General features: G+C 67.5%; 12 protein-coding genes. 3 read left to right on the top strand and 9 right to left on the bottom strand.

The features are described from left to right. Positions 1-91 precede the first annotated feature (91 nt). The 9 genes from DFQ15_RS06285 to DFQ15_RS06245 form a co-directional block, all read right to left on the bottom strand. Complete coding sequence (locus tag DFQ15_RS06285) at positions 92-943, bottom strand: enoyl-CoA hydratase family protein (RefSeq protein WP_110465151.1); 852 nt, start codon at positions 941-943, stop codon at positions 92-94. Next, a complete protein-coding gene (locus tag DFQ15_RS06280; protein ID WP_110465150.1) occupies positions 940-1,569 on the bottom strand; it encodes a MarR family winged helix-turn-helix transcriptional regulator in 630 nt (209 codons plus the stop codon). The genes DFQ15_RS06285 and DFQ15_RS06280 overlap by 4 nt, the downstream gene beginning before the upstream one ends. Next, positions 1,569-2,342, bottom strand: coding sequence for an SDR family NAD(P)-dependent oxidoreductase (locus tag DFQ15_RS06275; protein ID WP_199399823.1), 774 nt, complete (start codon positions 2,340-2,342; stop codon positions 1,569-1,571). Before DFQ15_RS06275 ends, DFQ15_RS06280 begins: the two co-directional genes overlap by 1 nt. 150 nt (positions 2,343-2,492) lie before the next feature. Further along, complete coding sequence (locus DFQ15_RS06270; RefSeq protein WP_110465149.1) at positions 2,493-4,790, bottom strand: bifunctional salicylyl-CoA 5-hydroxylase/oxidoreductase; 2,298 nt, start codon at positions 4,788-4,790, stop codon at positions 2,493-2,495. Positions 4,791-4,849: 59 nt separating this feature from the next. Next, entirely contained in the window at positions 4,850-6,280 is a 1,431-nt protein-coding gene (gene rmuC, locus DFQ15_RS06265) for a DNA recombination protein RmuC (protein ID WP_110465148.1), read from the bottom strand. Then, positions 6,274-7,272: a 2-hydroxyacid dehydrogenase gene (locus DFQ15_RS06260; protein ID WP_110465147.1), complete on the bottom strand. Its 999-nt coding sequence runs from the start codon at positions 7,270-7,272 to the stop codon at positions 6,274-6,276. The genes rmuC and DFQ15_RS06260 overlap by 7 nt, the downstream gene beginning before the upstream one ends. 19 nt (positions 7,273-7,291) lie before the next feature. Beyond that, positions 7,292-8,704 (bottom strand): sodium:proton antiporter, encoded by a 1,413-nt coding sequence (locus tag DFQ15_RS06255; protein WP_110465146.1) that lies wholly within the window; start codon positions 8,702-8,704, stop codon positions 7,292-7,294. 71 nt (positions 8,705-8,775) lie between these two features. Further along, complete coding sequence (gene pncB, locus DFQ15_RS06250) at positions 8,776-9,984, bottom strand: nicotinate phosphoribosyltransferase (RefSeq protein ID WP_110465164.1); 1,209 nt, start codon at positions 9,982-9,984, stop codon at positions 8,776-8,778. Between the two features lie 366 nt (positions 9,985-10,350). Further along, a complete protein-coding gene (locus tag DFQ15_RS06245) occupies positions 10,351-10,779 on the bottom strand; it encodes a GNAT family N-acetyltransferase (RefSeq protein ID WP_374941009.1) in 429 nt (142 codons plus the stop codon). 249 nt (positions 10,780-11,028) lie between these two features. Between DFQ15_RS06245 and pilV the strand changes: the two genes are divergently transcribed. The 3 genes from pilV to DFQ15_RS06230 are packed head-to-tail and all read left to right on the top strand — an operon-like array spanning position 11,029 to position 13,300. Continuing rightward, complete coding sequence (gene pilV, locus DFQ15_RS06240; protein WP_110465144.1) at positions 11,029-11,640, top strand: type IV pilus modification protein PilV; 612 nt, start codon at positions 11,029-11,031, stop codon at positions 11,638-11,640. After that, the gene (locus tag DFQ15_RS06235; protein WP_324998170.1) at positions 11,637-12,653 is read left to right on the top strand and encodes a PilW family protein; all 1,017 of its coding nucleotides are present in this window, start codon (positions 11,637-11,639) and stop codon (positions 12,651-12,653) included. Before pilV ends, DFQ15_RS06235 begins: the two co-directional genes overlap by 4 nt. Next, a complete protein-coding gene (locus DFQ15_RS06230; RefSeq protein ID WP_233504304.1) occupies positions 12,650-13,300 on the top strand; it encodes a pilus assembly PilX family protein in 651 nt (216 codons plus the stop codon). Before DFQ15_RS06235 ends, DFQ15_RS06230 begins: the two co-directional genes overlap by 4 nt. Positions 13,301-13,305 lie beyond the last annotated feature (5 nt).

Genomic DNA, 13,305 nt, shown 5'->3' with positions numbered 1-13,305 from the left:
CCTGATCTGGTCATCTTTGTAGTTTCCTGGACTTGGAAACTCATGGATAACCATTCGTCAACTTAGTTCGGCTTATTTTTGAGACACCACACTAGTTCCCCTCGAACACCGGCCGCAGCTTGTCCACGAAAGCGCGGTAGGCCCGCTCGAAGTCGCCGGTCAGCATGCAAAGCGCCTGGGCCTGGGCTTCTGACTCGATCGCCTGATCGACCGTCATCGCCCATTCCTGGTGCAGCATCGTCTTGGTGATGCCGTTGGCGAAGGTGGGGCCGGCGGCGATGTGCTGCGCCAGCTTCTGCGCCTCGGCCGTCAGCGCGTCGGGCTCGAACACACGGTTGAGGAAACCCCAGCGCTCGGCTTCGTCGCCGGGCAGGGAGCGGCCGGTGTAGAGCAGTTCCGACGCGCGGCCCTGGCCCACGATGCGCGGCAGGATGGCGCAGGCGCCCATGTCGCAGCCGGCCAGGCCCACGCGGTTGAACAAGAACGCTGTCTTGCTGCGGGCCGTGCCCAGCCGCAGGTCCGAGGCCATCGCCAGGATCGCGCCGGCACCGGCGCAGACGCCGTCGATGGAAGCGATGATGGGCTGCGGGCAGTGCCGCATCTCCGACACCAGCGCGCCGGTCATGCGGGTGAACATCAGCAGCTCGGGCGCCTTCAGCGCCACCAGCGGACCGATGATCTCGTGCACGTCGCCGCCCGAGCAGAAGTTGCCGCCGGCGCCCTGCAGCACCACCACGCGAACGTCGGTCGCGTAGCGCAGGCGGTGGAACAGGTCGCGCAGCTCGGCGTACGAGTCGAAGGTGAGCGGGTTCTTGCGCTCGGGCCGGTTCAAGGTGACGGTGCCGACGCCGCCCTCCACCTGCCACAGGAAATGGGTGGCGGCGTAGTCGGCCAGCGTCTGGCGGTTGCCGGCGACGAGGGCCGGGTCGATGCGGTCGGTCATGGGGCGGGTCTCCTGCGGGAGGATGCGGTCTTCTTCTTGGCTGCGGTGGCAGCGGTGGCGGTGGTCGGTGCGGCGGCGGGCTCTGCCGCGAGATCGGCCTGGTGCTGCGCCAAGTGCACCCGCAGCCGGCCGAGCTGGCCGTAGAGCAGATCCTTGTCGCCGGTGCCCAGGCCCCGGAACATGGCGGTGAGCCAGGTCTCGTGCTCGGCGGCCATCGCGGCGAATTCGGTGCGGCCCTTGGGCGTGAGCGCCACGCGCCAGGAGCGGCGGTCTTCCGGGTCGTCCACCCGGGTGACCAGGCCTTCCTTTTCCAGCTGGTCGGTCAGGCCGGTGATGTTGCCGCCGGTGACCATCAGGTAGCGCGAGAGCGCGTTCATCCGCAGCCCGTCGGGATGGCGCTCCAGCTGGGCCAGGTAGTCGAAGCGCGGCAGCGTGGTGGCGAAACGCGCCCGCAGGTGCTGGCGGATCTGCTGCTCGATCTGGGTGCTGCAAGCCAGCAGGCGCAGCCAGATCTTCAGGTCGATATGGTCGTCGGCGACGGCGCGCGCCTCGTGGCCGATGCGCTCGTCGTCGAGCACCGGGACCAGCTGCAGTTTCGTGGCGTTCACCGGGGAATTGCGGGCCATCACATCACCTCGCCGCCGGAGACGGAAATCGACTGGCCGGTGACCGCCGCCGCGCCGTCGCCGCAGAGCCAGGCCACCGTGTCGGCCACCTCGGCGGGCGACACCAGCCGGCCCTGCGGGTTGCCGCGCACGAACTCGGCCTGCGCCTCGGCCGTGCTGCGGCCGGTCTTGGACGCGACGCGGGCCACGCTGTCGCGCACGATGTCGGTGTCGGTGTAGCCGGGGCAGACCGCGTTGACGGTGATGCCCTTGGCCGCCAGTTCGAGCGCCAGCGAGCGGGTCAGGCCGATCACGCCGTGCTTGGCCGCGGCATAGGCGGCCACGTAGGCGTAGCCGCGCAAGCCCGCCGTGCTCGCGACGTTGACGATACGGCCCGCGCCCGCTGCGAGCAGGCCGGGCAACGCTGCCTGGATGCAGGTGAAGGTGCCGGTCAGGTTCACCGCCAGCATGCGCTGCCAGTGGGCCGCGTCCATCCGGTGGAAGGGCACGCTCTCGGCCTGCCCCGCGTTGTTGACCAGGATCGCGACCGGGCCGGCCGTGGCCCGCGCGGTGGCGAAGGCCTGGGCCACGCTGTCGGCGGAGGTGATGTCGCAGGCGACCGGCAACGCCCGTGCCGATGCCGGCAGCCGCGCGGCCAGCGCCTGCAGGGTGTCGAGGTTGCGGCCCAGCAGCGTGAGCACCGCGCCCTCGGCCGCCAGCCGCTCGGCGATGGCCGCGCCGATGCCGCGCGCCGCGCCGGTGATGACCGCGTGGCGGCCTTGAAGAGAAGCCATCGCTATCCGCCTTTTAGATATAGGGCAAGGTGCGTGCATGCGCACCGGCATCTACCAGGGGCACCGTGGAACCGGCTTTGCCGGGCCACCGGTGCCGCCCCCTGCAAGGGGGTAGGCGAAGACACGCAGTGCGCAGCCTGGGGGTGTGCGTCATCCTCTGCGCTCCAGGTTGCGCTCCAGCTGCACCTTGCCGGCCTGGTACTGCCTGGGCCAGGCCACGTCGAACCAGCCGATGCGCGCCGCCTCGTTCAGCGTCCAGGCCGGGTTGGCCAGGTGCGGGCGGGCCACCGCGCAGAGGTCGGCCCGGCCGGCGGCTACGATGCTGTTGACATGGTCGGCCTCGGAGATCGCGCCGACCGCGATGGTCGCGATGCCCGCCTCGTTGCGCACCCGGTCGGAGAACGGCGTCTGGAACATGCGGCCGTAGACCGGCTTCTCCTTCTTGCTGACCTGGCCCGACGAGCAGTCGATCATGTCGGCGCCGGCCGCCTTGAAGGCGCGGGCGATCCGCACCGCGTCGTCGGGCGTGATGCCGCCCGCGACCCAGTCGTGCGCCGAGATGCGGACCGACATCGGCTTTTGCTCCGGCCAGGCGGCGCGCATCGCAGCGAACACTTCCAAGGGGTAGCGCAGCCGGTTCTCCAGCGAGCCGCCGTAGTCGTCGGTGCGCTGGTTGGTCAGCGGCGAGATGAAGCTGCTGAACAGGTAGCCGTGCGCGCAGTGGAACTCCAGCCAGTCGAAGCCGGCCTCGTCGGCCCAGCGGGTCGACTGCACGAACTCGGCCTGCACCCGGTCCATGTCCTCGCGGGTCATGGCGTGCGACCAGTCGCTCACGCCGTCGAGGTACTGCTGCGGCGAGGCGGACAGCAACCGCCAGCGGTCCGCCTCGGGCAGCGGCTGGTCGATGCCGTCCCAGGCTAGGCGCGTCGCGCCCTTGGCGCCGGCGTGGCCGAGCTGGAGCGCCATCTTGGCGGTGCCGTTGGCATGCGCGAAATCGACGATGCGCTTCCAGCCGTCGCGCTGGGCCACGTTCCACAGGCCCGGGCAGCCGGGCGTGATGCGGGCGTCGGGCGAGGGACAGGTCATCTCGGCGAAGACCAGGCCCGCGCCGCCCATGGCACGGGCGCCCAGGTGCATCAGGTGGAAGTCGGCCGGCAGGCCGTCGACGCAGGAGTACTGCGCCATCGGCGAGACGACGACGCGGTTCTTCAGCGTCACGCCGCGCAGGGTGAAGGGGGTGAACATCGGCGGCACCGCGCGCTGGGTGGCGCCGCGCTGCAGGCCGGCGCGCTGGGCGATCCAGTCCTCGTAGCGCTCCACATAAGCCTTGTCGCGCAGCCGCAGGTTCTCGTGGCTGATGCGCTGGCTGCGGGTCAGCAGCGAATAGGCGAACTGCTCGGGCGGCAGGCTGGCGTAGCGGTCGACGTTCTCGAACCACTCGGTCGAGTTGCGGGCCGCGTTCTGGATGCGCAGCACCTCGATGCTGCGCACCGCTTCGTAGTCGGCCAGCGCGGCCGTCAGGTCGCCCGGCTGGCGGCCGATGCAGCGGGCCAGCTCGATCGCATCCTCCAGCGCCAGCTTGGTGCCCGAGCCGATCGAGAAGTGCGCGGTGTGGGCCGCGTCGCCCATCAGCACCACCGGCGCGTGGCCGTTGTGGTGCACCCAGTGCCGGCAAACCACGCGCGGGAAGCGGATCCACTGGGCCGAGCCGCGCAGATGGGCGGCGTTGGAGATCAGCGGGTGGCCGTCGAGCTGGTCGGCGAAGAGCTGCTCGCAGAAGGCGATCGCGTCTTCCTTCTCCATCGTCTCCAGGCCGGCGGCGCGCCACACGTCCTCGGGCGCTTCGACGATGAAGGTCGAGGTGCTGTCGTCGAAGCGGTAGGCATGGGCCTGGAACCAGCCGTGCTCGGTCTTGGCGAAGGCGAAGGTGAAGGCGTCGAACAGCTTGTGGGTGCCGAGCCAGACGAAGCGGCACAGCCGCAGGTCTATGTCGGGCTGGTAGGTGGCGGCGTACTTGGCGCGGATGCGGCTGTTGAGGCCGTCGGCGGCGATGACCAGGTCGGCGTCGGCATAGGCGGTGTCGTCCTGCACGTCGGTCTCGAAGACGAGTTCCACGCCCAGCTGCTCGCAGCGCGCCTGCAGGATGTTGAGCAGGCGCTTCCTGCCGATACCGCAGAAGCCGTGGCCGCCCGAGCGCACGCTGTGGCCCTGGATATGCACCTCGATGTCGTCCCAGTGGTTGAACGCGTCGAGGATCTGCGCCGCGGTGACCGGGTCGGCCGCCTGCAGGTTGCCCAGCGTCTGGTCGGAGAACACCACGCCCCAGCCGAAGGTGTCGTAGGGCCGGTTGCGCTCCACCACCCGGATCTCGTGCCCCGGGTTCTGCAGCTTCATCAGGAGCGCGAAATACAGGCCCGAAGGGCCTCCACCGATACAGACGATCTTCATGGCCGACGGTCCTCCAGGGACGGGGAAAACCGCCAATCTACGGACAATTAGTTTAGGTGTCAACCAATTGGCGTCTTGCCGCGGCCGGCCGCGGCAGGCGGTATACCGGATATCGGCGGGTCTTCGTCGGGCACGGCGTCGGCGGCGCCCATCGGCAGCAGGCCCTGGGCCTGCGGCTCGGGCAGCGCCTCGACATCGCGCAGCGCGCGGCGCATCACGTTGCTCCGGGTCTGGGCGCGGTCGAGCGTGTTGAGCACCGTCTGGGTCTGCTCCTTCACCTTGGAGAGCACGTCGCCGAACTTCTGGAACTCGGTCTTGACGGCTCCCAGCACCTGCCACACCTCGCTGCTGCGACGCTCCAGCGCCAGGGTGCGAAAGCCCATATGCAGCGAGTTGAGCATCGCCAGCAGCGTGGTCGGCCCCGCCAGGGTGATGCGGTGTTCGCGCTGCAGCGCCTCGACCAGCCCGGGCCGGCGCAGCACCTCGGCGAAGAGCCCTTCGGTGGGCAGGAACAGGATCGCGAAATCGGTGGTGTGCGGCGGCTCGACGTACTTCTCGGCGATACCGCGCGCCTCCAGCCGGATGCGCGTCTCCAGGCCGCGCGCTGCCGCATCGGCCGCCACCGGGTCGGCGCGCTGCTGGGCGTCGAGCAGGCGGGCGTAGTCCTCGTTGGGAAACTTGGCGTCGATCGGCAGCCACACCGGCACGCCGTCGGCACCGCGCCCCGGCAACCGGATCGCGAAATCGACGGTGTTGCGGCTGCCGGGCCGGGTCGCCACCTGCGCGGCGTACTGGTCGACCGACAGCACCTGCTCCAACAGCGAGGCCAGCTGCGCCTCGCCGAAGATGCCGCGGGTCTTGACGTTGGTCAGCAGGTGCTTGAGATCGCCCACGCCCTGGGCCAGCGTCTGCATCTCGCCCAGGCCCTTGTGCACCTGCTCCAGCCGGTCGGCCACCTGGCGGAAGCTCTCGCCCAGGCGGGCCTCCAGCGTGGCCTGCAGCTTCTCGTCGACGGTGTGGCGCATCTCGTCCAACTTGGCGGCGTTGCTGGCCTGCAGCTGGGCCAGCTGCGCCTCGAGCGTTGCGCGCACCTCGGCCATGCGGCGCGCATTGGCTTCTGAGACGCCCTGCAGCTGAGTGCTGAGCGTGTCGGCCAGCGTCTTCTGCAGCAGGGAGAGCTGCTGGGCGAAGGCGTCCATCTGCGCACTCTGGGTGCGGCCGGCCTCGGCCCCCTGGCGGGTCAGCGTCTGGGTGAAGGTGGCGAAGGCCTGGGCCAGCTCTTGGCGCGACTGGCGGAACTGGTCGGACAGCTCCTGCCGCAGGGCCCGCTCGCTGCGCTCGGCCCGGGCGTTGGCGGCGTCGATCGTATCGTGGATGTCGCTGCCGTCGCCACCGGGGCGGCGCAGCAGCAGGACCAGCAGCATCGCGACCGTGGCTGCGCCCGCTGCCAGCAGGGCCCAGGCGGCCAGGTTCAGTTCTCCGTTCAACATTGCGGATCAGCCTTCGGGCGGAGCAAGGTGTTCACCGGCGTCAGCGGCCCGCGGCCGTCGAAGAAGGCGATCAGGTTGTCGGCCGCCAGCGCGGCCATCGCGCGGCGGGTGCCGGTGGTGGCGCTGGCGATGTGGGGGGTGAGCACCACGTTCCGCAGCGCCAGCAGATCGGGGTGCACCGTGGGCTCGCCCTCGAACACGTCGAGCCCCGCGGCGGCGATGCGGCCTTCGCGCAAGGCCGCGGCCAGCGCCACGTCGCAGACGATGCCGCCGCGGGCGATGTTGACCAGGGTGGCGGTCGGCTTCATCTGCGCCAGCTCGGCCGCGCCGATGGCATGGTGCGACGCGGCGCTGTAGGGCAGCACCAGCACCAGATGGTCGGCGGTCTTCAGCAGCGCGTCCTTGCCGACGTAGCGGGCCCCGCACTCGGCCTCCAGCGCGGGCGAGAGCTGCGAGCGGTTGTGATAGACCACGTTCATGCCGAAGCCGTGCGCGCCGCGTTTGGCGATGCCCTGCCCGATGCGCCCCATGCCCAGGATGCCGAGGGTGCTGCCGTGCACCTCGGCGCCGGAGAACATGTCGTAGCGCCAGCGCTTCCACTCCCCCCGACGCAGGAAATGCTCGCTCTCGGTGATGCGCCGGGCGGTGGCCATCAGCAGGGCGAAGCCGAAGTCGGCGGTGGTGTCGGTCAGCACGTCGGGCGCGTTGGTGCCCTGCACGCCGGCGGCGGTCATCGCATCGACGTCGAAGTTGTCGTAGCCCACCGCCATGTTGGCGCAGATGCGCAGCGCAGCGCAGTCGGCCAGCAGCGCCGCGTCGATCCGCTCGCTGCCGGTGGTAAGCACGCCGTGTTTGCCCTGCAGGCGCGCCTTGAGGGCGGCGGCGTCCCAGACCGCGTCGGACTGGTTGTGCTCCACCTCGAAGTGCTGCTGGAGCCGTTCGATGGTCTCGGGAAACAGTGCGCGGGACACGAGGATGGCGGGTTTGGACATGAGGTGATCTCCTTGTGCGTTACGCGTACCAAATGACCGTGACCAGGGCGAAGAGCGGCAGCAGGACGGCGCACGACCAGCCCATGTAGCCGAAAAAGCCGGGCATGCGGATGCCGCGACTCTCGGCGATCGCCTTGACCATCAGGTTGGGCGCGTTGCCGATATAGGTGACGGCGCCCATGAAGACCGCGCCGGCCGAGATGGCGGCCAGCGTCGGCGCCAGCGCGGTCATCAGCACGGCCGGGTCGCCGCCGGCGGTGTTGAAGAACACCAGGTAGGTCGGCGCGTTGTCGAGAAAGGAGCTGAGCACGCCGGTCGCCCAGAAGTACATCGCCGGGCTTGGCGTGCCGTCGGCCCGGGTGACCGCGGCCATCACCGCGCCGAAGGGTCCTTCGGCGCCGGCGCGCAGCATCGCGATCACCGGCACGATGGTCAGGAAGATGCCGGCGAAGAGCTTGGCCACCTCGGCCATCGGCGCCCAGTCGAAGCGGTTGTCGGCGTGCACCCGGGCCGGCGTGATCCCCAACGAGACGAGCGCCACCACCACCAGCCCGGCGTCGCGCAGCAGCCCCGGCAGCCCCACCGGCGTGCCGAACACGTCGAACACCACCGGCGACTTCCAGGCGCCACTCATCAGCACCAGCCCGACGACGGCCGCCAGCAGGCCCAGGTTGGCGCCGCCGTCGATGCCCAGGCGCCCGGTGTCGGGCGTCGGGTCGTGCGGCAGCACGCCTTCGCGGCGATGGAACCAGCGGTCGACCGCATGGTGCAGCGCCAGCAGCACCGCCACCACGAACAGCGTCTGCCCGCCGATGTGCCGCAGCGTCCAGAAGAAATCGACCCCCTTCAGAAAACCCAGGAACAGCGGCGGATCGCCCAGCGGGGTGAGCGCCCCGCCGGCGTTGGAGACGATGAAGATGAAGAACACGATGCCGTGCACCCGATGGCGCCGGTCGTCGTTGGCCCGGACGAAGGGCCGCAGCAGCAGCATCGACGCGCCGGTGGTCCCCATGATGCTGGCCAGCACCGCGCCGAGGGCCAGGATACCGGTGTTGAGCGCCGGGCTGCCGCGCAGGTTGCCGCGGATGTGGATGCCGCCCGCCACGGTGAAGAGCGCGGTCAGCAGCAGGATGAAGGGGATGTACTCGGCCACCAGCGCATGCACCAGCTGCACGCCCGCCGCCGACAGGCCGAAGACGGCCGCGAACGGCACCAAGAACAGCAGCGCCCAGCCGGCCGACACCTTGCCGAAGTGGCGGTGCCAGAAGCCGGGTGCCGCCAGCGGCACCAGCGCGATCGACAGGAGCAGCGCGGCGAAGGGCGCGGCCCACCAGAGCGAGAACGCGGTGCCGTCGACTTCGGCCGCCGAAGCCGCGCCGGGCCCCGCAAGACCAGCGCAGGCCGTCCCCAGCGCCCGCGCGCCGAATTTCAAGCAAAAAATGCCTGCAGCCGGCGCCGCACGCCGATCAGCCGCTATCGAAAACGTAGCATCGGCCACACCGGTCAGGCGACTGCCAAGTCGGGCTCGGGGATCTCGAACACCTGGCGCAGGTAGGCCAGGTACTTCTCGTCGTCGCACATGCCCTTGCCCGGCGTGTCGGAGATCTTGGCCACCGGCTGGCCGTTGCAGCGCACCATCTTGATGACGATCTGCAGCGGCACGTGGTCGGGCGGGTCGCCCAGGTCGTTGGTCAGGTTGGTGCCGATGCCGAAGGCCAGCTGGCAGCGGCCGCGGAACTGCTGGTAGAGCGCGATGGTGCGCGGCACCGTGAGACCGTCGCTGAAGATCAGCACCTTGGTGTGCGGATCGACCCGGTTCTGGCGGTAGTGCTCGATCAGCCGCTCGCCCCAGGCGAACGGATCGCCGCTGTCGTGGCGCGCGCCGTCGAAGAGCTTGCAGAAGTACATGTCGAAGTCGCGCAGGAAGGCGCTCATGCCGTAGACATCCGACAGCGCGATGCCCAGGTCGCCGCGGTATTCCCTGGCCCAGGTCTCGAAGCCGAAGACCTGGCTGTCGCGCAGCCGCGGGCCGAGGGCCTGGCAGGCCTGCAGGTATTCGTGGGCCATGGTGCCGAGCGGCGTGATGCCCAGCTGCATCGCGAGCAATACGTTGCTGGTGCCGGCCAATTGGCCCTGCGGCCCGGTGCCGAGCCGCTCGGCCAGCGTGCGCAGCAGCTCGCCGTGCCAGGCGCGGCTGAAGCGGCGGCGGGTGCCGTAGTCGGCGATCTTGAGCGTCTCCAGGTCGGTGCCCTGCAGCTGGGCGATCTTGGTGGCCAGCCGCTGCCGGCCGCCCTCCAGGCCGGCACCCGGGCGGGTGTTGCGGAAATAGACCTCGTTGACGATCGCCAGCACCGGGATTTCGAACAGGATGGTGTGCAGCCACGGGCCTTCGATCGAAATATCGATCTCGCCCGAGGGCAGCTCGGTGATGCTGATGTTTCTGGCGTTGAGCTGGAACAGGCCCAGGAAATCGACGAAGTCGCTCTTGATGAAACGCATCGAGCGCAAGTAGTCCAGCTCGGCCTCGGTGAAGCGCAGGCTGCACAGGCTCTCGACCTCGCGCCGGATCTCGTCGGCATACGGGGCCAGGGCGACGCCCGGGTTGCGGCACTTGAAGCGGTACTCGGCATGCGCCCCCGGGAACTGGTGCAGCACCACCTGCATCATCGTGAACTTGTACAGATCGGTGTCGAGCAGGCTGGCGATGATCATGGGCAGGTCGGCCGGTGCGCCGAGCGGAGGGGCGAAGCATTCCATTCTGGCATCGAAGCAGACGACACTAGCCGACAGGGCGCGGGCAGCACCGTCTCGATGATCCAGGTCGGTGGAGGCCGGCATGGGCTGGTTCCGCTGCACCGAGGGCTTCGTCCTGAACGACCAGCCGACCGACATCTCGTAGACGTGGCGCACCTGCACCGGCACCTGCGGACGAGCCGGGCCGGGGTGACGGGGTTCTGGCGCATGTCGGGAGGTTTCCTGTCGAGAAGGCCCCCCCGGCGACAGCCCGACCGCTACAAATTCAATAGCTGCAGGTCGGCAGGGGGCGCCAGCTGCGGATACTTTTTCTCTCGAAAATGGTTAGACGACGTTGCGCTTCATGCGGATCTCTTCCAGCCGTTTCACGCCTACGAGGGCCGTGCGCAGCGTGGTCATCTCGCGCTTGAAGCCGGCGAGTTCGAAGAAGCGGAGAGCGCGCTCGTCGCGCAGCTGGACCCACGCCGTGACCTGCGTGCAGCCTTCGTCCTCGAGACCTTCGCGGGCGGCGTCCCACAGGGCCAAGCCGACGCCCTGGCCCTGGTGCCGGGGCAGCACATGCAGCGCCCAGATTTCACCGACGGTGGGCCTGGTCTTGGGATCGCGGGAGCGGTCGAAGCCGACGAAACCGACAAGTTCGCCGTCGTCGTCCGCTACCTGGATCTGCGGCTCCCCGAGTTCGATGGCCTCCTGCCAGAAACGCACTTGGCGCGGCGCCATCGGCTGGTCGGACTCCAAATGCTGGTGGTGGATGGAAGCGACGGCGGCGGCGTCGGAAAGCTCGGCAGGACGGATCGTGGACACGGGATGGACAGACGGAAAAAGTAACAAAAAGCCCCGTTCGCACGACACGCGAAGGCAAGGCACGGAATGTATGGCAACACACCGTCCCGCTGCACGGATATCCACGCGGGACAGGCGGCACAGGTTGCGGTGCAATGCAGGACGACAATTGAGATTATCTTCTGTCGTGCCCCCTGACGCCGTATTACAGCCCCTCCTATGCTCCATTCACCTACGCGTAGACACGCCGCCGGCTTTTCACTGGTCGAGGTTCTGATTTCGGTCGTGATCCTGTCCTTTGGCCTGCTGGGCATGGTCGGCCTCCAGGCGACCTCGTTGCAGGCCAACCGCGAAGCACGTCTGCAGGCCAGCGGTTCCGAGCTGGCCCGCGAAATGGGTGAACTGATGCGCGGCAATGCCGACGCGTTCTTCGATCCCGTTACGAAGGTTTCCCTGGGTACATCGCCTTACTATTTCACCGCATCATCTCCCACACTCACTGCACCCGCTCCCTCCACATGTCTCAACGTGGGCGGCACACCGTGCGTCAACTCTACCGCTATCGCCAATGCGGAAATTACGGATTGGCTGGCGCGCGTCAAAGACGAATTGCCCGGCGCGCGTGTAGAAATATGCTTAGACAGCACCCCATTTTCCGGAAGCGGCACGCCTGTCTGGGGATGCAGTGCGGCTAACGGCCTGCCCACTGTCAAGATCGGCTGGACACGCAATTCCTTCAAGCGTGCCAGTGTTCAGGACTCGGGGCAGTCCTTCGATTTCGCCTCTACCCCGGGCGTCGTATTCACGGTAGACATCGGTCTAGACAAATGATGCAACAGCCCTCCGCTTTACGCCGTTCGCGCGGCATGACCTTGATCGAATTAATGGTCGCCATGTCGATCGGCCTGGTGATTGCCCTTGCCGCCATGGCGGCGCTCAGCGTCGCTCGCCGCGGCTTCACGACGGTCGATTCTGCTTCCCAGCTGCGTGACAATGCCAGGTACACCCGGGACATACTCAACCGGTTGATCGTGCAGGCAGGGTTCGTGGGTGTCAAGTACTCCACGCTATCGCGCAAAAACGATGCGAACCTGGATCCGAATCCTCCGCCCAATATCTATGGCTTCAACAATGCAAAACCGGATGTCTCGAATGGCTTGACCGCATCCACCGCGAGCGGCGTCGTCAACAACAGCGACGTTCTCATCCTGCGTTATCAGGCCGAAGTCGGGGTGCCAACAGCGTCCGGTGCAGCCGTGGTGGATCAGAGCATGGTTACCTGCTCGGGTGACACCCCCGGAGCCGCCCCATCGAACCGAGACAACCGTATGGTCAGCATCCTCTATGTGGGTACTGGCAGCAGCGGGGAACCGGCGCTGATGTGCAACGACGCCAACGACGACAGCGCGTCCATCACGAAGCCGGGTCAACCGTTGGTGGAAGGCGTCGAAAGCTTCCAGGTGCTCTACGGCATCGATGGCGTCACACCGGGCGCTCCCACTCCCAAAACCGTCACGGTGGGCGGCGTAACCATGCCCAACAAGCCCAACATCGCCGACCGTTACCTCCGTGCCGACCAGCTGACGGTCACCAGCGGTACCCCGGCATCCAACCAGATCGAAACCTACAACAACTGGCGGCGGGTGCGAAGCATACGGCTGGGCATAGTTTTGCGCGGCGCCCCCAACTCCGCGCAAGAGTCCAGCACCCCTGCCATGAATCCCTTCGGCGCAGCCGCCAACTTGGGCGACAACGCCACCATCCTGCCTGCCGGCACCGATGGCCGGCTGCGTCAAAGCATCACGTTCACCGTGCATCTGCGGAATTACCAAGACCTGATATGAATACAGAAACTTCTCTGCTTTTGCCGGCACGGTTTCCCATGAATCGGAAAGGCGCCAGTCCTAGCGGCGAAACCGGCATGTCCTTAATCATCGTTCTGATGATTCTAGTCGTGGTTTCACTCATCGGTATCAACGCAGCGCAGATATCCACATTGGCCGAGCGCACGACCCGCAACGACCGCTATACCCAGATCGCATGGGAAAGCGCAGAGTCAGGCTTGGTCGATGCCGAATTCGATATGCGCAACACCCGACAGAATATTTTCGGCATTTCGGGTCAGACTCCTACCGACATTACAAAATTTCAGACAGGCTGTGGGACCAGTGGTGATTCAGAGGGGTTATGCCAGTTGCCCGCTTTAGTGACGGATAAACCTGCGTGGCTCACGGTGGACCTGTCCGCAGCAACCAATACCATCACCTTCGGCGGACAGACTGGCAGAAGTTTTCCCTCGGGCAGCGGCGCTCAGCCTTATAAAAACCCCAACTATCTGATTGAAGCCATTCCTGACAACGGCGACGGCAATAGAGACCGCTCCGAGAAAATGCGGGGATATGTATTTCGGGTGACCTCTATGGGGTTTGGTCCCGGCAGCGCCCTCAGACCGGCGAATCAAGCCGTGGTCCAGATGATATTCCGAAATTAAATTTT

This window comes from Xylophilus ampelinus (assembly GCF_003217575.1).
GTDB lineage: Bacteria > Pseudomonadota > Gammaproteobacteria > Burkholderiales > Burkholderiaceae_C > Xylophilus > Xylophilus ampelinus.
This window is presented reverse-complemented; position numbering and strand designations above follow the sequence as displayed.